Source organism: Chryseobacterium barbadense, assembly GCF_042849955.1.
Taxonomy (GTDB): Bacteria; Bacteroidota; Bacteroidia; order Flavobacteriales; family Weeksellaceae; genus Chryseobacterium.
Genome location: NZ_BAAFHL010000008.1, coordinates 41,767 through 64,780, shown reverse-complemented (window position 1 = coordinate 64,780; position 23,014 = coordinate 41,767). Strand labels below are relative to the sequence as shown.

The following is a 23,014-nucleotide window of genomic DNA, read 5'->3' as shown; positions in this document are numbered from 1 at the left end:
TATTCGTTTAGAAGTTTAGTTTTACTCCCAGATTGCATCTGATCCCGTAGTATTCAACCTGCTCCGGGCGGGTTTCATTTTTACCAAAGTGATAGATCAATGGTTTGTTCAAAATATTATTTACATCAGCATACAGCAGGAGGTGTTTTGTAAATTGATAAGAACCTCCGAAATCCAGGCTGCTGTATTTTCCGTAATAAGAATCGTTGATATCTTCTTCGGCATACTCTACGGCATATTTTCCTTTATAATTATAGGCCAGCCTTGCATTGAATCCTTTTTTCTCAAAGAAAAGCTGAATATTGTATAAGTCTTTTGCCTGATAGGGCAGGGCAACTTTTCTTCCGCTCGGCTTTTCCATTTCTGAAGTCATGAACGTTGCATTCACCTGTGTTCCGAAATATTGCAGGAAGCCCGGTAAAAAATCGAACCTTTTCGTTATTCCTAATTCCAAGCCACCCAGCCAGGCTGATTTTCCGTTATTGGGAGCGGTAAACTGTACACCGCTGATTCCATTATAATTCCCTATGAAAGAATCCTGAAAAATAGGGTCTGTAATGGATTTATAGAAAACACCTCCGCTTATGATCCCTACATTGGAGAAATAGTATTCCCCCATCAAATCAAAATTCAAAGAATAGGTAGGATTTAGGTTAGGATTTCCGCCTTTGAATTCATTATCTGCTTCAATATATGTTCCTCCCGGAGTCAGGTCTCCGAAATTGGGTCTTGAAAATGTTCTCGTTGCGGCAAAACGGAAGTTGGTTTTATCATTTAAGGCATACTTCACATGAAGCATCGGAAGCACGGCAAGGTATTTTTTCGTGTTTTCTACAGGGGTAAGAACATTATCAATAACATTATACCCTTTAACCTTTGTATTGGTATTGGATAATCTGATTCCACCCAAAATGGTCATTCTGTCATTTATTTTATATGTCCCCATCCCGTATGCATCGGCATGCTTTTCAAATACATCAAAGTTTCTTCCTAATGCTTTATTGTATTCCAGTGCTTCGGAATCTGCGGTATTTATTTTTAAACTGCCGTTGTTTTGAAACCAGAACTGATCCATACCGGTTGTTGATAAAACCGGCCCGAAAGTATTGCCAATATGGGCATTCATTTCACTTAAATATTTCGGTCCGTTCGGCTGAGTGGTGATATATTGTGAGAAATCAGATAAAAGAGGAACTGTTCCGTTGCTCCAGTTGTAAAAAATATCTGAAAATCTGGCGTTACGTTCTTTATCTCTGTACTTGAATCCATATTTTAAAGTCAGATTGTCGGAAACATATAATTCATGATTAACTGCTGCTACGATTTTATCTTTTTCTTCCACGAAGACTTTGTAAAATTCAAGATCTGTAAATTTCATTTGGGAAGCATCCATTTTAAAATCAGGGTTGCTGTAAAAACCAAATAATACATCCGGGTCTTTGTAGTCAAGCTTTCCTCCATCAGCTTTCCAGTAAGCTCTGGGCCCAATTCCATGATTGGTAATATATTCGGGGTTGATCCCAACACCTGATTGGGTGTATTTGATCACATAATAAGAATTGTTTTGTTTATCAGGAATATTACCATATTTGAACTGATTGTCATAATAGGATAGGTCCCAGTCAATTTTTCCTTTATTTAAATTATGAAGCCCGCCTAATGAAAAAGAGGTTAATTCAGTAATTAATAAGTTGTGGATATTTTGCAGCTCAACCCGTGCCGTATTGTTTGCTGCACTGAATTTATCAAACCTCACTCTGTGCTTGTAATGCGTTTCATCATCGGCAAGAGTCCCGTACATTCCTTTCAGGTAGAATGTGTTTTTCGGAGACAGAACATATTCAAAAGCAGCATTAATCCCTGTGGTTTTTCTGACACCGTTATAATCCCGGAGCTCAAGCCTGAAAACTCCTTCGTCGCCACTTCTCCTTGCTTCAAAATTATCTGTTGACCAGTTTCTGATGAAATGGGCAAAATTGAATAAATACCCGAATTTTTTATCCTTTGTTCTTCCACCGTACAGAAGCCCGATATTATAAACTCCTTTATCCGATTTACCATTGTATCCGCTTCCCAAAGTTGCTTTAAATTCTGTTTTCATCGGCGGTGTTTTGGTAATAAAGTTCACTCCACCACCTATTCCGTCTGCTTCCATATCAGGAGTGAAAGATTTATTTACATGGACATAAGAAATCAGTTCTGTCGGGAAAAAATCGAATGCAGTTGCACGGGATGTTGTTTCCTCTTCTGCTGTAGGAAGCCTGTTTCCGTTAATAGTGGTTGAAGCCCAAAATGGAGGGAGCCCTCTCAGGGAAACAAATCTCCCCTCACCCTGATCCCTTTCAATAGAGACTCCCTGAACACGCTGTACGGTTTCTGCCGCATTTCTGTCCGGTAATTTTCCTATTCCGTCTGAAGCGATTACATTGGTGATATTAACTGCATTTTTTTGAAGATTTAAAGCTCTTGCTTCTGTATTTTTTAGCGTACCGGAGACAACAACTTCATCAATTTTGTTCTGTTTCTGGGATAGTTTTAATGTTCCCAAATCCAATGTCTGCCCGGATTGCACATTGATGTGAATATCTTCTGTTTCATATCCTATATAACTTATTTGTAAATCATATGGACCTTCCTGTATATCATTGATGGTAAATTTTCCATCCACATCTGTAACGATGTTTCTGGATAAACCTTTTATTTTAATGGAGGCCCCGGGAAGGGGCTGGCTGTCATCAAGAACAGTTCCTATAATTAATTGTTTTTGAGCTGAGACCAAAATAATGAAACAGATAAAAACAAGGGTAAGTAATTTCTCTAAATTTGTTTTCATTTTTACATATATTAAAATTTTTATGCAAAACAAGCTAATAATTTTAATATATATAAATATTTTGTATTAAGTATTGTTTAACAATTCAAATAGAATTGTTAAGGATATTTTACCTTGAAAAATATATTTACAATTGATTTTGTCCGGGTGACCCCCAAATAATTCCTTTGTTTATAAGGGTTTCTTCTAAATTCTCTATCCCTGAAAAATTTCGTGATGAGTAACCTTTTTCAAGTTAACAGAATATTAATTGGGCAATATCCGTACAATGTAAAATTGAATATTTGTAAACTTTTTTGAAAAAGAGTAGTTAAATTTTATCCGTATAAAAATAAAGAACAAGCATTACACAGCTTTCATCGCTAATGCTTATAGGAACGTGTGGAAATTTCCCGTTGAAATACAGGGAATCTCCTTCTTTTAGAGTAATTTCTTCATTATCAATAAGATATTTTACTTCTCCTTTCAGGATGTATTTAAATTCCCAAGCGTCTGTGATCACTTTTTCTCTTTTGGATTTGGGCTCAAGCGTCAATAAAACAGCTTCAAACCCCAATGAGTGAAGGCTTTTGCTAAAAATATGCATATATTTGAAGCCTTCCGCTTCCACTTCTTTTTCTATAAGCTGCTGGCTGTCTTTAGGTAAATAAATGAATTTTGCATTTGATTTTTTCTCCACCCCCTCAAAGAAATAGCTCGCATCAATTTCCAGAGATTGGATAAGGTCTAATAAAACAGGAAGGGAGGGAATTGTTCTTCCGTTTTCGATCCGGGAAACAAGTCCATTGCTTACATTAGCTCTGAAAGCCAGTTCGTTAATGGTTAAATTGTTTTTTTTTCTGATATCTTTTAGCCTTTTCCCGATGCCTATTAAAAAATCATTCATACTGCTGAATATTTAGCCGAATTTATTTTCATCATTTTAATTACAGGCAAATGTAGGATTATTCTGAATAGTTTTACAAAGATTAAAATCAATTATTTGTAAATTGACAGGATACTGCAAAGAAAACTTTAATATATCCGTATTAGTTTTGTATAAAATCCAGATGTGTATTCAATCCTCCGATTGTATTACACAATCAGAGGATTGTACTTTTTATAAAAGAATATTTATATTTTTGTATACGTATAATAAAATTGAATTCCTTTTTTTATTGTTTTTATTCCCGTTTCCTTTGATTATTTTTGTAAGTTCATTTTACTTGTATGCCAGATATTATTCAGCTTTTACCGGATCACGTAGCCAACCAGATTGCAGCAGGAGAAGTGGTGCAAAGACCTGCTTCCATTGTAAAAGAACTGTTGGAAAATGCTATAGATGCTGACGCTTCCAAAATCGAACTGATTGTAAGAGATGCCGGGAAAAACCTGATCCAGGTGGTGGACGACGGAAAAGGAATGTCTGAGACCGATGCCAGGATGGCATTCGAAAGACATGCAACGTCCAAAATCAGAGGAACGGATGATATCTTCAGGATTTCAACAAAAGGATTCAGAGGAGAAGCTTTGGCTTCTATCGCTGCCGTTTCCCAGGTTGAATTAAAAACCAAACAGAAAGACACGGCAGTAGGAACTAATATTTATATTGAAGGTGGTGTTTTTCAGTTTCAGGATCCCGTACAAACAGCAGACGGATCTAATTTTCTGGTAAAAAATCTGTTCTATAATGTTCCTGCAAGAAGAAAATTCCTTAAGAATAATAATATTGAATTCAGACACGTTATCGATGAATTCCAAAGAGTTGCATTGGCTCATGAAAACATAGAGTTTTCCTTATTCCATGATGATGAGCCGGTTTTCCGATTGAGAAAAGGAAGCCAGATGCAGCGTATTGTGGATATTTTCGGCAGAAAACTTCAACCACAGCTGATTCCTATCAAAGAAGATATCATGTGGTGTAAGCTTCACGGTTTTGTAGCGAAGCCGGAAGGTGCTAAGAAAACGAGAGGGGAACAATTCCTTTTCGTCAACGGAAGGTTTTTCAAAAGTCCGTATTTCAATAAAGCGGTTCAGGAAGCCTTTGAAGGATTGCTTTTGCCGGGTTATCTGCCGACTTTCTTCCTGTTCTTGGAGCTTGACCCTGAGAAAATAGACGTGAACATCCACCCGCAGAAAACGGAAGTGAAATTTGAAGATGAACACCTTATTTTCGCTTTGATCCGTTCCACGATCAAAAGATCATTAGGAATCTACAATGTGGCACCCAGTCTGGATTTTGAAAAAGATCCGCAGCTGGACGAAATGATGCATACTCCGTTTCCAAGCAAAAGCAACAGTATAAGCATCAAAATGCCTGAAATAGTTGTAGATAAAGATTATAATCCCTTTTTGGAAGAAAAGGAAGTAAAGCAGGTGGAAATTCAGAACCTTGCCGAAATGTATCATCAGAATATTACTGCGGAACCGTCTAAAATCAATCTTTTTGAAGATGAGGATTTTGATGAAGACCTGATGAGGCTTCCCAATGGATATTGGCTTTTCAATAAAGGCGATCGAACATTAATGCTGGATTTAGGCAGAATGCACCGTCTCGTTGTCTCTGAAAGTACAACATCGGTAAAAAAAGGACCTGTAAACAGTCATTCCCTTCTTTTCTCCTTGGAGTATCATATGAATGAGATTGAGAAGAACAAATATAAATCCATCAAAAAATATTTGCCGGAATTAGGGTTTGACATGAAAATTGCTCATGAAAATGTGCTGAGAATTGATACCGTTCCTGAAGGGTTGAAAGAAACGCAGGTGATGAAGTTCCTGGAAGATCTGTTTGAGATCCTGGAATATAAGACGGAAGAGGAATTTATGCAGTATTATCAAAACCAGTGGAACAAGATGCAGTCGAAATCCAGGTTTGATTTTATTTATAAAAAAGATGCGGAACAGCTGATCAAAGACTTCACGGCATTAGGTTTCCCCGAATTTTTACCGAACGGGAAAAGGTGCTTTTATGAAGTTCCGTTTAATGACTTTAAAAACAAATTTTAGAAAGAATGTTTAACAATATACCACCCATTACAAGAAATATTATCATTATTAATGTGATAGTTTTCATTATTTCTTCTTTTGTGTTTCCTAAATTGTATGTTTCCCTTTCAGGGTATTATCCGTTTTCCCCCAATTTTAAATCCTGGCAGATTATTACACATATGTTCATGCATGGTGGGTTTATGCATATATTGTTTAATATGTTGACATTGTGGAGTTTTGGACCGATATTAGAACAGTCGTTAGGAGAAAAGAAATATTTAATTCTTTATTTTGTAAGTGGGTTAGGAGCATTTTTTCTTTTCAATCTCTGGAATTTTATTGAGGTTCAACAAATTATTTCTGGGCTGCAGAGCTTAGGCTTAAATGCCTCTGAGATATATCCTAAAGCAGAAGTTGGTTATACCGGAAACATGAGTACAAGTGCAACCACCCCAGAAGGTCAGGAATTATTTCAAAAATATTATGAAGCACTTAGAACTCCAATGGTTGGAGCTTCCGGTGCCATTTTCGGTGTTGTAACGGCTTTTGCAACCCTTTATCCCGAGGCTAAAATCGGAATTATGTTTATTCCGGTTCCTATGAAAGTAAAATATGTAATGCCGATTGTAATTGTTGTTTCCATATTTTTAGGAATTTCGGGAAGCGGGGGCGGAATTGCTCATTTGGCTCACGTCGGAGGAGCTTTGGTAGGTTGGTTATTGGCGAGAAACTGGAAGAAACATTTATACAGATTCCGTTAAAAAATTTCCTGTGAAAATCGTTCGTCTCATACTTTTTATAGTGCATATCGGGATTGCATTTCTGTTATTGGGAATGTTATTGAATGCTTACGTCCCGCCGAAATTATTTTCGTGGTTCAACTTGCTTTCATTAGGGTTTCCGGTTTTGATCACCCTGTATGTTTTGTTAACCCTTTTCTGGATTTTCTGCTGGAAGAAAAGAGCTATCCTGTTTGCTGTATTGGGATTAGCTTTCATCAAACCTATAACAAGATGGGTCAATTATAGTTCTGGTGATCAGAAAGATTTTGATCTGAAAATAGTTTCTTTCAATGTAAAAAACGGAGTATTAGGCGTAAAAAACATTGATAATTATGTTAATGGTTTAGATGCAGACATTATCCTGTTACAGGAACACGGAGGAAAAGATTACAATTTCAATGGGGTTAAAGAGGCAAGCATAGACGCAATAACTGCTACTTTCTCAAAATACAAGGTCATTAACCACAAAGAGCTTATTAAAAGCGATTTTGAAACCAATAATGCCTATGCTAATCAAACTGATTTGGAGATAAGAGGCAAAACCTATCGTATAATCAATGTCTACCTGCAGCCGTTCAAATTTGAAAAAAGCATGGTGAAGCTTAATGGGAATAATGAGCAAAATGAACAAAAACTGAAAGGGGTCATCAGAAGGCTTATTCCTACCTTTAAAAAACATCAGGAGCAGGTAGAGATCATCCGCGAAGCGATTGAGAATTCTCCCTATCCGGTTATTGTTGCGGGAGATCTGAACTCTGTTCCCAATTCTTACGAATATTATCATTTGACAAAAGGGCTAAAAGATGCGTTTGTAACCGCTGGAAAAGGCAGCGCCACCAGTTTTCATGATTATAAATTTCCTTTGCGAATTGATTATGTTTTTTCTTCAGAATTTATCAAGCCTGTAAATTACCGGGTAGACCGATCCGTCAGGTTATCAGATCATTATCCGGTTGTTGCGACTTTTCAGTTAGAAAAATAATATTCATAAAATTAGTTAAAGCCTATGGCGTTGGTAGGCTTTTTGCTGAAGGTCATGCATCAAGACCGTTTTCATGAAGCCGAACCAGATATTATTATTTTTTCATATCTCTGTTATTGTATTATTACTTTGTACCTTGGGAAATGCATGGATTCCCCCTAATCTGGTAGGGAATTTAAATCTTCTTTCTCTTGGGTTTCCCTATCTTATGGTCTTGCACCTCATATTTACCCTGATCTGGATTTTTAAAATGAAAAAAATTGCCTTTCTTTTTGCGGCGAGTATGTTATTGTTCTATAATCCTGTAAGAAGGTGGGTGAATTTCTCACCGAAATCGGAAAATCTTAAATCAATAAGAGATATTAAAGTGCTCACTTTCAATGTGAAATACGGCAGCTTCGGTTGGGATAAAGTGAAAAAATATATTCAGGACCAGGATGCGGATATTATCCTGGTTCAGGAAAAAGATACCAACAGGGATTTAAAACAGGATATGGTAAAATATCCTACGGTAATTCTGAAAACGAAACACCGTATCGTAAGGCAGGCCGAATTAATAGAGGATAAATCCAGAGGAAACTCTTTTTATGCGGATGTGGATATCCGAGGGAAGATTGTAAGGGTGGTTAATGTGTACTTGGAACCATTCAGGCTGCATAAGTCAATGTTTGAACTTAAAGGGCTAAATAAAGGAGGGGATAAGATCAATACCCTTTTATCCCACATGATTCCTACCTTCAAAGCACACGAAGAACAGATAAAGAAAATCAGAAAAGCCATTGACCTTTCCCCGTATCCCGTAATTTTAGCCGGGGACTTCAATTCCGTTCCCAATTCCTATGAGTACTATAATTTGGGGAAAGATCTTCAGGATGCATTTTTAACCGCAGGAAACGGCAGTTCAAGCAGCTTTCACGATTATAAAGTTCCGTTAAGGATCGATTATATCTTCACCTCCAAATCCATTATCCCTTTAAGCTATAAAGTGGACAACTCGGTAAAATTATCAGATCATTATCCGGTAATTGCGGAATTTCTGCTAAATTAGTTCCCATGAAAAATGTATTGTTTATAAGTCTTGTTTTTGGGATTTTATTTACAGCCTGTTCAAAAAAGGAAATGGTGAATACGGATGCCGTTCAGGAGTTGAAGGCGGATTATGATACCACGGCTATTGATTCTTTTTCTTCAGGAGCCACTTCTATAGATATTGTGGAGCAAATCAGAATGTCGTCCCAAAAATATCAGGACTCCGTGAAGGAAGCCATCCGTCTTCAGGAAGAGGAAAAAAAGCTGAAAGCTGAGCTTGAAAAAGAAAATAAGAAGAAGCAGGACGAAGAAAAGAAAAAAACTGAAGAAGAGAAGAAACAGCAGAAAGCTGCAGAAACGCCATCCTCAAACGATACCAAAACCGAATAAAATTTTTTTAACCTAAAATAGAAAATATGAAAAAACACATTGTAACCGCACTTATGCTTTCAGCATTAGCTGTATCCTGTACCAAGACAACCAAAACAGAAACGGTAGAAAATCCTGACGGGTCTGTTACCACAACCACAACCACTACAACGAATGCCGACATCGTAGATACCTCAAAAATCAATCAGGCTAAAGAAAATGTAAAAACAAAAGTGGATGAAACGGGAAATAAAATTGATAATGCAGCCCAAAAAACCAAAGAAGATCTGAATCAGGCCGGAAAAGACATCAAAGCCGGAGCCAAAGAAGTAGGAGAAGATATTAAAGATGCAGCCGCAAAAGGGGCAGAAAAAGTGGAAGAAGGCGCAAAAAAATTAAAAGAGGATTTAAATAAATAAAAAAGAACCGCAGGTCTACTGCGGTTTTTTATTTATTCAGTTCCAGTAAAGGATCTATATATTCTCTGTCGTTACTTAATCTCGGAACTTTATTCTGTCCACCGAGCTTTCCTTTAGATTCCAGCCAGTTATAAAACAGATTGGGCTTGGCCATGTGGACGATAGGCCTTTTCAATGTCATATTGTTATATCTCTTAGCTTCATAGTCTGAATTAACTGTTTTCAGATGCTGGTCGAAAATATCAATGAAACGCTCCAGATCATCCGGATTTCTGCTGAATTCAAAGATCCATTCATGAGCCCCACCTTCATTTTCTTTCATGAACACAGGCGCTCCCGTAAAGTCCGTTACAGAAGCTCCGGTAGCCTCACAGGCTTTTGAAAGTGCGGATTCCACATTGGTGATCATCAGTTCTTCTCCAAATGCGTTGATATAATGTTTTGTTCTTCCCGTTATTTTTATCCTGAAAGGGTTAGTAGATGTAAATATAACCGTATCTCCAATCAGGTACCTCCATAACCCGCCATTCGTCGTAATGACCATGGCATAATTTTTTCCTACTTCAACATCTTCAATGTTCACCACTTTAGGATGGGCAAAATGGAACTGGTCCATCGGAATGAATTCGTAGAAAATACCGTAATCGAGCATCAGAAGCATTTCATCACTGTCTGACCTGTCCTGAATGCCGAAAAAGCCTTCGGAAGCATTATAGATCTCATAATAATTGATATTCTTTCCAATGATCTGCCTGTATTGTTCCCTGTAAGGCTTAAAACTGATTCCGCCATGGAAAAAAACCTCAAGATTAGGCCACAGTTCAGAAATGTTTTTAATATCGGTTTCCCTTACAATTCTTTGCAGAAGAACCATCATCCAGCTTGGAACTCCCAAAATACTTCCTACATCCTCATTTTTAACTTCTGAAACGATTGCCTGTAATTTGCTTTCCCATTCAGACATCAGGGAAACTTTTTTACTGGGAGTAGTGGTAATTTCTACCCAAAAAGGGAGATTATCGATCAAAATAGCGGACAAATCCCCAAACTTTGTGTTGAAATCGGCATATAATTCCGAGCTGCCTCCCAGACGAAGATTTTTATTAGTGAAAAGCTGGTTTTCGGGATGATTGTTGGCATAGATGGAAACCATGTCCTTTCCCGCCTTCATATGGCAATATTCAAGGCTTTCTGCCGAAATGGGGATGAATTTACTTTTTGCGTTGGTGGTTCCGGAAGACTTGGCAAAATGCTTGATATAACCGGGCCAGCTTATATCTTTCTGCCCCTGTCTTGCTTTTTCTATATAAGGTTCGAAATCCTCATAGGTAACGATAGGAACTTTGTTTTTAAAGTCCTGGTAGCTGGAAATGGAGCTGAAACCATATTTCTTACCATATTCGGTATCTTCAGCATGAAAGAGTTGGGAGAATAAGATGCCTTTCTGCGTTTCTACAGGATGATTCATGAAATTCTCTATCTGATCTATCCTTTGGCGGATAAACCAATTGACCACAGTATTGAAAAGTGCTTTCGTTGCCATTTTCAAATATAATGATATTTGACTTTTTAGAGAAAATTTTACAATCGATTAAATAAAAAAACCGCTACAATTTGTAACGGTTTATAGTTGAATGCTATTATTTTTAGCAATATTCGTCATAAGCAGCCTGAAGGTTGGCAGCAATTGCTCCTGCGGGATTTCCTTCAATATGATGTCTTTCCAGCATGTGAACCAACTCTCCGTCTTTGAAAAGAGCTACACAAGGTGAGCTTGGAGGGAATGGAGCCAAATGCTTTCTGGCTTCTGCCACCGCTTCTGTATCATATCCTGCAAAAACAGTGGTTAAATGATCAGGTTTTTTATCTCCTGTCAAAGAATATACAACTCCCGGTCTTGCAGCTCCTGCAGCACATCCGCATACAGAGTTGATTACAAGTAGAGTAGTTCCTGTTTGTTTTAATGCTTCTTCTACCTGTGCAGGTGTAGTTAAATCTTCGAAGCCTTTATCTGTAAGTTCAGCCTTCATCGGCATTACTAAATCTGTTGGATACATTTTTTGCTTTTTTTAATCTTGACAAAGTTAATCAATTATTTACTTTTCTTCAATTTATAAAAACTATCAGGTTTATTTTAGAAATAGAATAAAAAAGAGACTTGAATATCAATATTATAGACATAATTAAAAAAAATTAACATAAAGTTATGAATAATTGAAAAAAAGTGTTAAATTTGAAATGATTCTAAAAACAAATAACCACGGAAAAAACTATTCGAGTTTCCCTCAATTTTAAAAGAGAATCCATTTTTGAAATCTCTGTACACAAAAATGAAGCCCGGAACTATTAGTTTCGGGCTTCTTTAATCAAATCGATATGCAAAGGTTGAATATCCTTGGTTGTGGTTCGAGATACGAGTTGGCGGGATATGGGTTGACATAGTAAACCCGAATCACGGAACTCGCAACTCAATTATGATAGCAGCTTTTTAGCCATTTCGGAAATGCTTTTTCCGTCCGACTTTCCTGCTAATGTTTTGGAAGCAACTCCCATTACTTTTCCCAGATCTTTCAGAGAATCCGATGCGGTCTCTCCGATGATTTTTCTGATTTCAAGCTCCAGTTCCTGCGGAGTAAGCTGTTTGGGTAGGAACTGCTCTATCACTTTCATCTGAGCCTCTTCCACATCTGCAAGATCCTGTCTTCCCTGTGCGGTAAACTGCTCGTAAGAATCCTTACGCTGTTTGATCATCCTCTGTAAAATAGCAATTTCCTGTTCAGCCGAAACTTCTGCTCCTTTTGCTTCAGTTTTCAGCAGTAAAATTTGAGATTTCACAGCACGAAGAGAATCTAAAGCAACTTTGTCTTTCTCTTTCATGGCTGTTTTTATAGCTTCGTTGATGATATTTTCTAAACTCATTTATTCAATTTGTATTTATGTAAAACGTATTAATGTAGTAACGATTAAATATGTAAAATAAGTACTAAGATCATTAATACATTTTACATGAATACATTAATACGATTAATTCTAGTCAACATCTTTATTTAAAAACCTGTTTTCTCTGATCTGCATAGAACCATTGTTTTCAGATAAGTATGTATTAATGCTTTGATCTGAAGCGTTGGTTCCGTCAATAGAGATATTTTTTCTTTTGAAAGCAGGAACAGATTCAAATTCATTCACGGTATCAAAGCTCTGGTAACGGGAATTAAATTCTTTTAATTTATTTCTTCTTTCCATTACCTTATCCTGGTCAACTGTTTTATTCACAAACGTGAATTCACTTTCAGTTGGTTTTGGAGCTTCAATTTCTGTTCTGTTTTCAAAAACAGACTTTTCTTCCACTTTAGGTTCTTCTTTTACCGGTTGTTGAAAGAAGGTCTCTGTTCTCTGAACCGGCTCTTCAACAACGGGAGCAGGAGTGGTAAACTCTGCCTTAGGCTGTCCGAAATCAGCTTTTGGCTCATTGATAGGCTCATTTACAAAAAAGCTGAATTCAACAGGTTTCTCTTCTTCATATGAGTTGGAGAAAGTATCCGTTTTAGGCTCTTCTTTTTTCTCTTCCGTCTCAAATGAGAATGATTGAATTTCAAGATCTGTAGAATCTTCTCCTTCTTCATCAAAAGAGAAAAGATTGAAGGCTTCCTGTTGAGGCTCCTCTTCGTTTCTCCAGCTTTGTACAGGATTGTCTAGCGTATCTTCCTCTCTATCAAAGAATTTGATTTCTGTGGTAACCTCTTCTTCCTCAACAATCATTTTTTTTTCCGTAGACGTCACCTTGAATTGTGGCGTTTCCTGCTCTTCGTCATCCAATCTAAAAAGATTTTTCCCTCCGAAATCATGAGTTGGCTCAGAAGTAACTTCTCTTTCTTCTCTTGTTTTGAAAGGGGAAGCTTTTGGAGTTTCCAAAGCATCATTCAAACCGATTCTGATTTTCTCAGTAGGGCCTGAAAATTTTTGGTTATCATTGGAGAAACCTGTAGCAATAACCAGTACGCTTACTGCATCTCCTAATTCATCATCAGCTCCAACCCCGAAAATGATATCAGCAGTGTTTCCTGCTTCTTTCTGGATATGATCCATGATGATACCGATCTCATCCATGGTAACTTCTTCCGCACCACTTCTGATCAGCAATAGTACATTTTTAGCACCGGTAATCTTATTGTCATTCAACAATGGGGAATCCAATGCTTTTTTAACTGCTTCTTCCGCTTTATTTTCACCTGAAGCCGTTCCTGTAGACATCAAAGCAGTGCCTGAATTCTGAAGTACAGATTTAGCATCTCTAAAGTCAATGTTTACGTCAAAATAACCGGTAATAACTTCTGCCATTCCTTTTGCGGCATTGGTTAATACTTCATCGGCCTTGGAGAATCCCTGCTTGAATCCAAGGTTTCCGAATTGCTGTCTTAGTTTATCATTATTGATAACGATTAATGAATCGACATTGTTTCTTAGTTTTTCAAGACCGTTTTCGGCCTGCTCCAATCTTCTTTTTCCTTCAAAGCTGAAAGGAACGGTAACAATTCCTACCGTAAGGATTCCCATATCTTTCGCTACTTTAGCGATAACAGGAGCGGCACCGGTTCCGGTTCCACCGCCCATTCCGGCCGTAATGAAAACCATTTTGGTGTTTTGTCCCATCGCTGCTTTGATCTCTTCGATGCTTTCAATCGCAGATTTTTCTCCTACTTCCGGATCAGCTCCTGCACCAAGACCTTCCGTAATAGAGGTTCCTAATTGAACTTTATTTGAAACGGGGTTATTGTCTAAGGTTTGAGCATCCGTATTACAGATAACGAAGTCAACCCCGTGAATTCCTTTTTCGTACATGTGCTTTAGGGCGTTGTTACCACCACCACCAACACCAATTACTTTTATGATGGATGAATTTCCTTTTGGCAAATCAAATGAAAAACCTTGTGTTCCTATATTTTCCATAATTATATTTTTTTATAATTAATAATTGATTTATGATAATTGATAAGGAAAAGATCGTGTATCGCTTATCATTCATCATTTATAATTTACTCTACTTCTTCAAAGAATTTTTTAACTTTTTCCATTAGCGACTGTCCGAATGTTAATCTTGCCGCTTTTTTACTTTCGTGCTGTTCGCTCACTATTTCCTGTTCCTGAACTGGGGCTTGTTGAGTCACTGAATTGGTTTCAACGGTTGCTACAGCTTCAGGCTGAGGTTTTTCCTGAACCGGCTCTTCAACTTCCACTGTCTGCTTTTTGTCTCTGATCTTTAAACTTTCCATCAGTAACCCGATAGAAGTTGCAAATTCAGGGCCTTTCAGATACTGGTTTTTATCGTTGGCAACATATTCGTTGGCAAAACCGATTCTGCTGTCGAAACCTGTGGTATAATTAGCAAGCTGACGAAGGTGCTTAAGGTTAGACCCACCACCAGTCAGAACAATTCCTGCGATCAGCTTTTTCTTTTGTTCGAAAGCACCGTAAGCTTTTAATTCTGTATTGACCATTTCCAGAATTTCTTCTACTCTTGCATTGATGATCTGTGCTAAAGTTTTAAGGGAAATTTCTTTATCCGGTCTTCCGTGAAGCCCCGGAATGGTAACAAATGTACTGTCTTTTTCCAGTTCAGGAACTGCGGAACCGAACTTTACTTTCAGTTGTTCTGCATGTTTTTCGATAATTGAACAGCCTTCTTTGATATCTTCGGTAATAATTCCTCCTCCGTAAGGGATTACACAGGTATGACGGATGATATTGTCTTTAAAAATAGCAATATCTGTAGTTCCGCCACCAATGTCTACGATAGCAACTCCGGCTTCTTTTTCTTCCTTTGTAAGAACAGCTTCAGAAGATGCTAGAGGTTCTAAGGTAAGAGCTTCCATTTCCAATCCGGCTTCTCTTACACATCTTGCGATGTTTCGAATGCTGCCCATTTGCCCAACAACTACGTGGAAGTTGGCCTCTAAACGTTTTCCATGCATCCCGATAGGCTCTTGGATTTCTCCTTCGGAGTCTACCTTATATTCCTGAGGAAGAACATGAATAATTTCTTCTCCGGGAAGCATTACCAGCTTTTTTACCTGGTCTTTTAATGCTTCGATGTCATCATCTGTAATAAATTTATCCGGGTTTTCACGCATAATATAATCGGAGTGTTGCAGTGAACGGATATGTTTTCCTGCAATACCTACCGTAACTTTACGGATAGGAACTCCAGCGCTTGACTGTGCTTCAGCCACAGCAGCTTTGATTGAATTAATGGTCTGCGAAATATTATTCACAATACCTTTGTGAACCCCAAGACTTTTGGCCTTCCCAACACCGAGAATTTCTATCTTCCCGTGTGCATTCCTCCTTCCGACAATCGCGACAATCTTTGTTGTCCCGATGTCCAGACCTACTGAATACTCTTGATTTTCCATTGTATAACGATTTGATTTTTTATTCTATTTTAATTTTTGCTTTCGGCTTTGCTGCCGGTTTTTTATCACTTGTTTTTTTTGTTTCTTTTGGCTTGGCAGCCGTTTTGGGTTTGGTACTTTCTTTTGGCTTTGATGATGATGAGCTGCTTGTTTTCTTAGGTGCAGCTGTTTTCTTTATTTCTGCCGTTTTGGGTTTGACTTCTGTTTTTTTAACCGTTGCCGGAACCGAAGCTGTTGCCGCTAATTCTTTATGCCCAGCCTTTAAAATACTGTCGTTTTCTTTAAAATATGGATTTAAAGTGGTGACAATCTGGTTCTGGTATTTCACAGAGACCATGCTGTATTTCTGAGGATCCTGGAACACAAGATATTTTTCTACAAATTCCTTAAAGCCTTTTACTTTAAATTCAATATGGTCTAAATCTCCGATCTCTACTTTGTAGTTTCCTTCACTCGTAAGAAGATTGTAATCATCTTTATCTTTTGAGATCCCGATGAAATATTTTTTGCTGAAATCGTCTTTATCGATCTTTTCAACCAATTCAGCCAGTTTTTCATACTCAGCAGGTTTCACATCACCGGTGACCAACATGCATGGATGCGAATAGGTTTTTGAAATCGGGAATTCCACGCCTTTTCCATCCACATAGAAGTCTTTTCCGTTTTTATTCAATCTGAAAACAGGAACTCTCTGCCTGATATCAAGATTGAGCTTTCCGTTTAAATTCAAATACACATTGGCACTGTCAACAGCAGGAAGAGCATTGATCTTCTTTTCCAGCACGGGAATATTAAGATCACCTACTTTTCCGGACGGATTTTCTTTTTTTACAATTTCCTTAATGTCCTTTTCATCAATGAAATACACCGGAGTTTTCTCATTCATTTTTACAGAAATCTTATTATCCGTAATCTTCTGGCCACTGAATCTCTTTAACGAGAAGCTCAGCAGAAATCCCAGGATGATTACTGTGATAGCAATTTTTAATATTCTGTATTTATTTTTCATTTTTTTCCTTGTTTTAGCGCAATGCTCGCAAAAGCTTTATTTAATTCTCTTTTTTTGTTCGCAAGGGCGTTTCACTCAGCTAAGGCTTGATTTTATAATTTGTTTACTACTCTTCTTATTCCATTTTTAAATAAAGTTGAATGAAAATTTAAAATCATTCCCAACTTCTTATCTGTTATTCTTAAGTAATTTAAAAGTTGGAAGAAATGATAATCATTAATTTCCTGCACAGCTTTTATTTCTATAATTACTTTATTCTCTATTAATAAATCTATCCTGAATGCTTTATCAATCTTTAAATCTTCATAGCTAATAGAAATGTCTTTTTGTCTTTCTACTTCTAATCCTTTTTTCTTTAATTCATAAAGCAAGCATTCTTCATATACATTTTCGTAAAGCCCTATCCCAAGCGTACGATGTACTTTAATTCCCACGTCAAATACGATGCTGGAAATTTCATTTTCACCCATCTTTTTGTGTTTGTGTTTTTTTGCTGAGTGAAACGCCTTTGCGATCGATCAATTTTTGTCTTTCGCGAGCGTGGCGTTAAACTTAGCTTATCTCCATCCATTTACAAATAGGATCATATAGGGTGTCTATATTTCCGGCTCCTACGGTAAGAAGAATGTCAAAATCTTTTTCTTTTATTTTTTCAAAAGCATCAGATAATGTTGATACTTCTTTTTTATCTAATGTCACTTTTTCCAGTAACCAGCTTGACGTAATTCCTTCAAAGTTTTCCTGAAGCTCTCTTGCCGGATAAATATCAAGCAATATCAGCTCATCTGCTTTGCTCAAGCTTTCCGCAAAACCGTCTGCAAAATCTCTGGTTCTGCTGAATAAATGCGGCTGGAATGCCACCAAAAGTTTCTTATCCGGGTAAAAAGTTCTGATGGAACCCATCACGGCATTGATTTCGGTAGGGTGATGTGCATAGTCATCAATATATATTTTACCGCTTTTATAAATATGCTTCGTATATCTTCTTTTAATTCCTTTGAAATTGGCAATTGCTTTTTTTAATGTTTCAAAGTCTACTCCTAAGTTGTGAAGAATGGCCAATGCAACTGTGGCATTTTCCACGTTGTGGATTCCCGGAATTTCCCAGACAAAATCTTTAATAGTTTCGGTTGGCGTATGAAAGTCAAAGTAGATCTTATCATAATCCATCCGAAGGTTGTCTGAATAATAATCGGCTTTTTCATTCACCGCATAAGTTCTGTGATCTCTGCCGATCTCAATTCCTTTTCGGATAAACAATTGTTTACTGTCCGGAACTAATGAGGCAAACTGTCTGAATCCTTCTTCAATATGGTTTTTATCTCCATAAATATCCAAATGGTCTGCATCGGTGGAAGTTACTACTGCCCAATCCGGGGAAAGGTTTAAGAAACTTCTGTCGTACTCATCTGCTTCCACTACAGAATAGGTTGAACCGTTATATAAAAAGTTCGATTTAAAGTTTTCGGAAATACCGCCTAAAAAACATGAAAACGGAAGATTGGCCTCTTTACACAAGTGAGAAACAAGGGTAGAAGTGGTTGTTTTACCATGTGTTCCTGCCACCGCAATACAATCTGTGTTTTCAGTAATTAAACCTAAAACTTTAGCCCGTTTTAAAACTTCAAATTGGTTTTCATTGAAGTAATCTAAAATTCCCAGCACTTTAATAGCCGGAGTATAGATTACCAATGTATTTTCTTTTTGAAGGGAAGTTATTCTTTCGTCTGTAAGATCTTCAAAAACAATATCAATACCCTCATTCATCAGTTCCTGAGTGAGTTTGGTGTGGGTCTTATCATAACCTAACACTTTTTTACCGGATGCATTGAAGTAGCGTGCCAAAGCACTCATTCCGATCCCTCCGATTCCAACGAAGTAAAATGTTTGATATGTTTCTAAAATTTTCATTTTCTACTATTGTAATATTTTCTGTTCTTTATCCAAATCCAGTGCATCGCCTACGTATAAGCCGAATTCGGAAAGGGAATCTTCTAATGATTCATAGGTGAATCCGTATTTTATCCAAAAAGTATATTGAAACATGGCTTTCTGTTTTTCCTCCACATATACTACGTTAAACATAGGCATCTTGTTATTAACCATTTCTATATACTCTCTGATTTTATCTTTACTTGCAGAGGTATTGACAAGAATATTGGAGGAGTAGTAGATCACCTGGTTTTTAGCATCAACATCTAGAAATACATCAGCATTGTTTTTTGTTGTCACCTCAAGATATTCCGGGTTCTCTTCCACAATGGTATATCCTTTACCCTTAAGATAAGAAGTTACACCGGAAAGCTTAAAATCCGCGGGCTTCACAAGAGTTTGTGCAGTCCATAGATTGGCAAAAAAGCCAATCATAAGCAGGATTAAAAATTTTGTTTTCATATTCAATGCGTTATTAGTTTATATTTTGTCCAAAATTTCGTCTACAATCTCCTTTGCCGCATTGGGTTTGGCAAAATAGAGCAGATTTTTAGACATGTCTTTTCTTATGTTTTCATTTTCACAGATTTCTTCCAGAGTATCCCAGAATTTATTCTGTACTTCAGAGTCCTTTACCATTTTTGCCGCATGTTTTTCTACCAGATTCATGGCATTTTTAGTCTGATGATCTTCTGCTGCAAACGGGAAAGGAACCAGTACAACCGGTTTCTGTGCAACGGCCAACTCTGAAATAGCAATGGCTCCCGCTCTTGAAACTATGACATCTGCTGCAGAATAGGCAAGTTCCATTTCTTTAATGAATTCAAGAACCTGTATATTCCTGTTGTCGATCTCTTTTGTTTCTTCAATAATATCCTGATAATCCAGTTTTCCTGTTTGCCAGATCAACTGGTAATTTTTACCGATAATGTCATTTAAATGTGCTTTCCAGGCATTATTCAACGTTCTTGATCCTAGAGATCCTCCTACAGAAAGAATGGTAAGTCTGTCTTTATTAAGCCCCATTTTTTCTTTAGCATCTGTTGTTTCCGTCATTCCCGAAACAATATTTTCTCTAATCGGGTTTCCGAGAAACTTAATCTTTTCATTAGGAAAGCCTTCTACTTTTGGATAGGCGGTAAACACAGCTCTTGCCTTTTTACTCAGAATTTTATTGGTAACTCCTGCGTGGGCATTCTGTTCCTGAATAAAAATCGGAATACCAAGCTTGCTTGCTGAATACAATGCAGGGCCGCTTGCAAAACCTCCTGTTCCTATGGCAAGATCGGGAGCAAATTCTTTAATGATCTTTTTGGATCTGGATAAGCTTTTCAAAATCTTGAAAGGCAGTCCTAAGTTTGACAGAAGATTTCCTCTGTCGATTCCCGCAATGTCAATTCCTTCGATCTTATAGCCTGCCTGCGGAACTTTTTCCATTTCCATTTTTCCGTTGGCACCAATGAACAAAAATTCGGTATCAGGAAATCTTTTTCTGATTTCGTCTGCAATGGCGATGGCCGGGAAGATATGTCCTCCTGTTCCTCCGCCGGATAGTAATACTTTCAACTTTTTGCTCATCTGACGTTCTTGTGTTTAAGCGATATCATTTATTTCTGCAACACTTTGCTTTTTGCCCATTCCTTCTTCATCATATATCTGGATTCTTGAACTTATGTTCAGAATAATTCCTAACTGTATATACGTTACCAACATGGACGTTCCTCCATAACTTATTAATGGCAACGGCTGCCCGGTTACCGGGATCAGGTTTACGGCAACGGCAATGTTTACCGAAAGCTGTATAAAGATCATCACACCGAGACTGAGAACAAGCAGTGACCCGAAAAATGCGGGCATTTTACTGGCTATCATCACGATCCTGATCATCATGATCAGATATAAACTGATCAGAAATGCGGCTCCAATTAATCCATATTCTTCCACAATAATGGCAAAAATAAAGTCGGAGGCGGATTGTGGCAACATTTGCTTTAAAGCACTTTTTCCGGGGCCCATTCCTGTAATTCCACCATGAACGATGGCTGCTTTGGCTTGCATTACCTGGTAATTTTTGGCTTTTACACTTTCGTCATCAGTATCTGCTGTTTTTGCCTTGCTTGAGGTAAATGTTTCTATACGGCTCATCCATGTATGAACACGGTTTCCACCGATCAGGTTTGTATTTAAAGCAATAATCAAGAACAGAACGATCGCTATAAATGAGGCGGAAATAAATCCTGCAATATATTTCCAGTGAAGCTGCCCGATCACTAAAACCACTACGGAAACCATCAAAATCATTAGGGCCGTAGAACCGTTGTCTTTGGCCACCAATACAAAAACGAGCAGGATAGGACCGAAGATGTACATGATGTTCTCAATCGGAAGCCTTTCCCTGGTGATTTTCTTGGTTAAGTATCTACAGAGGTAAATAACCAGCATCAGGAATGCAAATGATGAAGGTTGGAAAGAAATCGGTGTTCCCGGGATCTTTAACCATCTGGATGCACTGGCACCGTCAATCGTCTGTCCCGTAAACATGGTGACTACCAGAAGTAATATCATCAAACCAAGCAGAATGCTGCTGAGCTTTCCGATATACTCATATTTCACGGTTCCTACCAGTCTCATAATTCCTAAACCAAGAAGCACAAAGAACATATGCTTGATAACGTGACCGGTTGTGGTCCCGTTATTGACAATATATTCCAGATTCGAACTTGCAGAATATACAGGGAAGATAGAGAAGATGGAGATCACAAGGATGACCATCCAAAGTACTTTATCGCCCTTTAGAAATTCAAATCTGCTTTCTGTGTTCTGTTCGTCCATATTTTGTTGTATTCATGTATTGATGTATAATGTATTTATGATAACAAGATCATTGATACGTTGATACACTTCTACTTTTTACATTTTATTTTAATACCTGTTCTTTAAACTGGTTGCCTCTGTCCTGATAATTTTTGAATAAATCAAAACTTGCACAACATGGAGATAATAAAACGGTGTCTCCGTTTTTGGCAATAGATTTTGATATTCTTACGGCTTCTTCCATACTGGAAGTGTCATAAATAAATTCTTTTTTATCTTTAAAAAAGTCTATAATCTTTTGGTTATCAATACCTAAACAAACAATAGCTTTTACTTTTCTTTTAACCAGGTTTTCAATTTCTGAGTAATCGTTTCCTTTGTCCTGCCCTCCTACGATCCATACGGTCGGGGTTTTCATGCTTTCTAAGGCATAATAGGTTGCGTTTACGTTGGTTGCTTTGCTGTCGTTGATGTATTTTACCCCATCAATTTCAGTTACAAATTCCAGTCTGTGTTCTACCGCCTGGAAAGTCATTAATGAGTTCCTTATGCTTTCATTGTTGATTTCCAATATTTTACCTGCAATAGATGCTGCTAAACTGTTGGCAACATTATGATTTCCTAATAATGATAACTCATCAATTTTCATTGAGAATTCATCTTTCAGTTTTACCACAATCTTATCATCATCAATAAATGCTCCCTCAGACACCATTTCTTTGGTTGAGAAAGGGATCATTTTGGCTTTTATTTCCAATTTTTCAAGAATGGTTTTGCTCATTTCATCATCTTTGTTGTAGATGAAGAAGTTGTCATTCTCCTGGTTCTCAGCTATTCTGAACTTTGCCAGTGCATATTCTTCGTAGTTGTAATTGTACTGATCCAGGTGGTCCTGCGACAAGTTCAACAGTAAAGAAATATAAGGTCTGAAATTCTGAATATCATCCAATTGGAAAGAACTTACTTCCAATACATAATATTCATGGTTTTCATCGGCGACCTGCTTAGCAAAGCTGTATCCTATGTTTCCTCCCAAACCTACATTCAATCCGTCGTTTTTCAGGATGTAGTAGATTAAGGATGTAGTTGTTGTTTTTCCGTTGCTTCCTGTGATGGCAATAATTTTAGCATTGGTAAACTCCGAAGCAAATTCAATTTCAGAAGAAAGCCTGATTCCTTTCTGATGAATTTTATAAATGATATCTGCTTTTTTCGGAATTCCCGGGCTTTTTACGATCCAGTCTGCATTTAAAATCCTTTCCTCATCGTGGTTTTCTTCTTCAAATTCAATCTCATTGTCTACCAGAAACTGCTTATAGTTATCTTTAATGGTTCCTTTGTCTGAAAGAAATACTTCCATACCTTTCTTTTTTGCCAGATACGCAGCTCCGCAACCACTTTCTCCACCTCCTAAAACAACTATTTTCATATTACTTTTTTGTATTTATGTATTGATGTCCCATGT

General features: G+C 37.4%; 20 protein-coding genes. 6 read left to right on the top strand and 14 right to left on the bottom strand.

Features of this window, described 5'->3' with window-relative positions; translation table 11 throughout:
- Positions 1 to 7: 7 nt before the first annotated feature.
- Together ACGHIN_RS05935 and ACGHIN_RS05930 are read right to left on the bottom strand one after the other, a co-directional pair.
- Positions 8 to 2,833 (bottom strand): TonB-dependent receptor, encoded by a 2,826-nt coding sequence (locus tag ACGHIN_RS05935; RefSeq protein WP_390451733.1) that lies wholly within the window; start codon positions 2,831 to 2,833, stop codon positions 8 to 10.
- A 310-nt stretch (positions 2,834 to 3,143) separates the two neighbouring features.
- Positions 3,144 to 3,719: a helix-turn-helix domain-containing protein gene (locus ACGHIN_RS05930; protein ID WP_390451732.1), complete on the bottom strand. Its 576-nt coding sequence runs from the start codon at positions 3,717 to 3,719 to the stop codon at positions 3,144 to 3,146.
- A gap of 323 nt (positions 3,720 to 4,042) precedes the next feature.
- Here ACGHIN_RS05930 and mutL point away from each other — a divergent pair, with 323 nt between their 5' ends.
- From mutL to ACGHIN_RS05900, 6 genes are all read left to right on the top strand, one after another.
- The gene (gene mutL, locus ACGHIN_RS05925; RefSeq protein ID WP_390451730.1) at positions 4,043 to 5,821 is read left to right on the top strand and encodes a DNA mismatch repair endonuclease MutL; all 1,779 of its coding nucleotides are present in this window, start codon (positions 4,043 to 4,045) and stop codon (positions 5,819 to 5,821) included.
- A gap of 5 nt (positions 5,822 to 5,826) precedes the next feature.
- A complete protein-coding gene (locus tag ACGHIN_RS05920) occupies positions 5,827 to 6,564 on the top strand; it encodes a rhomboid family intramembrane serine protease (protein WP_390451728.1) in 738 nt (245 codons plus the stop codon).
- 10 nt (positions 6,565 to 6,574) lie between these two features.
- Positions 6,575 to 7,567 (top strand): endonuclease/exonuclease/phosphatase family protein, encoded by a 993-nt coding sequence (locus ACGHIN_RS05915; RefSeq protein WP_390451726.1) that lies wholly within the window; start codon positions 6,575 to 6,577, stop codon positions 7,565 to 7,567.
- 73 nt (positions 7,568 to 7,640) lie between these two features.
- Positions 7,641 to 8,615 carry an endonuclease/exonuclease/phosphatase family protein gene (locus ACGHIN_RS05910; RefSeq protein ID WP_390451725.1) on the top strand — a complete coding sequence of 325 codons (975 nt, stop codon included), beginning with the start codon at positions 7,641 to 7,643 and terminating at the stop codon, positions 8,613 to 8,615.
- A 5-nt stretch (positions 8,616 to 8,620) separates the two neighbouring features.
- Positions 8,621 to 8,986 carry a hypothetical protein gene (locus ACGHIN_RS05905; RefSeq protein ID WP_390451723.1) on the top strand — a complete coding sequence of 122 codons (366 nt, stop codon included), beginning with the start codon at positions 8,621 to 8,623 and terminating at the stop codon, positions 8,984 to 8,986.
- 26 nt (positions 8,987 to 9,012) lie between these two features.
- Positions 9,013 to 9,384 (top strand): hypothetical protein, encoded by a 372-nt coding sequence (locus ACGHIN_RS05900; protein WP_390451722.1) that lies wholly within the window; start codon positions 9,013 to 9,015, stop codon positions 9,382 to 9,384.
- 28 nt (positions 9,385 to 9,412) lie between these two features.
- Here the strand turns inward: ACGHIN_RS05900 and ACGHIN_RS05895 are convergent, their stop codons facing one another.
- From ACGHIN_RS05895 to murD, 12 genes are all read right to left on the bottom strand, one after another.
- On the bottom strand, positions 9,413 to 10,927 hold the full coding sequence (locus tag ACGHIN_RS05895) for a GH3 auxin-responsive promoter family protein (protein WP_390451720.1): 1,515 nt from the start codon (positions 10,925 to 10,927) through the stop codon (positions 9,413 to 9,415).
- A gap of 103 nt (positions 10,928 to 11,030) precedes the next feature.
- Positions 11,031 to 11,441, bottom strand: coding sequence for a BrxA/BrxB family bacilliredoxin (locus ACGHIN_RS05890; RefSeq protein ID WP_390451718.1), 411 nt, complete (start codon positions 11,439 to 11,441; stop codon positions 11,031 to 11,033).
- A gap of 415 nt (positions 11,442 to 11,856) precedes the next feature.
- Positions 11,857 to 12,303, bottom strand: a complete 447-nt coding sequence (locus tag ACGHIN_RS05885) for a GatB/YqeY domain-containing protein (protein WP_390451716.1) — start codon at positions 12,301 to 12,303, stop codon at positions 11,857 to 11,859.
- 111 nt (positions 12,304 to 12,414) lie between these two features.
- Positions 12,415 to 14,331, bottom strand: coding sequence for a cell division protein FtsZ (gene ftsZ, locus ACGHIN_RS05880; protein WP_390451714.1), 1,917 nt, complete (start codon positions 14,329 to 14,331; stop codon positions 12,415 to 12,417).
- An 86-nt stretch (positions 14,332 to 14,417) separates the two neighbouring features.
- The gene (gene ftsA, locus ACGHIN_RS05875; RefSeq protein ID WP_390451712.1) at positions 14,418 to 15,794 is read right to left on the bottom strand and encodes a cell division protein FtsA; all 1,377 of its coding nucleotides are present in this window, start codon (positions 15,792 to 15,794) and stop codon (positions 14,418 to 14,420) included.
- Positions 15,795 to 15,813: 19 nt separating this feature from the next.
- Entirely contained in the window at positions 15,814 to 16,803 is a 990-nt protein-coding gene (locus ACGHIN_RS05870) for a cell division protein FtsQ/DivIB (RefSeq protein ID WP_390451710.1), read from the bottom strand.
- A gap of 92 nt (positions 16,804 to 16,895) precedes the next feature.
- Complete coding sequence (locus tag ACGHIN_RS05865) at positions 16,896 to 17,273, bottom strand: GxxExxY protein (RefSeq protein WP_390451709.1); 378 nt, start codon at positions 17,271 to 17,273, stop codon at positions 16,896 to 16,898.
- 82 nt (positions 17,274 to 17,355) lie between these two features.
- On the bottom strand, positions 17,356 to 18,714 hold the full coding sequence (murC, locus tag ACGHIN_RS05860; protein WP_390451707.1) for a UDP-N-acetylmuramate--L-alanine ligase: 1,359 nt from the start codon (positions 18,712 to 18,714) through the stop codon (positions 17,356 to 17,358).
- A 6-nt stretch (positions 18,715 to 18,720) separates the two neighbouring features.
- Positions 18,721 to 19,197 carry a hypothetical protein gene (locus ACGHIN_RS05855; RefSeq protein ID WP_390451705.1) on the bottom strand — a complete coding sequence of 159 codons (477 nt, stop codon included), beginning with the start codon at positions 19,195 to 19,197 and terminating at the stop codon, positions 18,721 to 18,723.
- An 18-nt stretch (positions 19,198 to 19,215) separates the two neighbouring features.
- Positions 19,216 to 20,313, bottom strand: a complete 1,098-nt coding sequence (gene murG / locus ACGHIN_RS05850; protein WP_390451703.1) for an undecaprenyldiphospho-muramoylpentapeptide beta-N-acetylglucosaminyltransferase — start codon at positions 20,311 to 20,313, stop codon at positions 19,216 to 19,218.
- A 15-nt stretch (positions 20,314 to 20,328) separates the two neighbouring features.
- Positions 20,329 to 21,567, bottom strand: coding sequence for an FtsW/RodA/SpoVE family cell cycle protein (locus tag ACGHIN_RS05845; RefSeq protein ID WP_390451701.1), 1,239 nt, complete (start codon positions 21,565 to 21,567; stop codon positions 20,329 to 20,331).
- An 85-nt stretch (positions 21,568 to 21,652) separates the two neighbouring features.
- Positions 21,653 to 22,978 carry a UDP-N-acetylmuramoyl-L-alanine--D-glutamate ligase gene (gene murD / locus ACGHIN_RS05840; RefSeq protein WP_390451699.1) on the bottom strand — a complete coding sequence of 442 codons (1,326 nt, stop codon included), beginning with the start codon at positions 22,976 to 22,978 and terminating at the stop codon, positions 21,653 to 21,655.
- Positions 22,979 to 23,014: the final 36 nt, after the last annotated feature.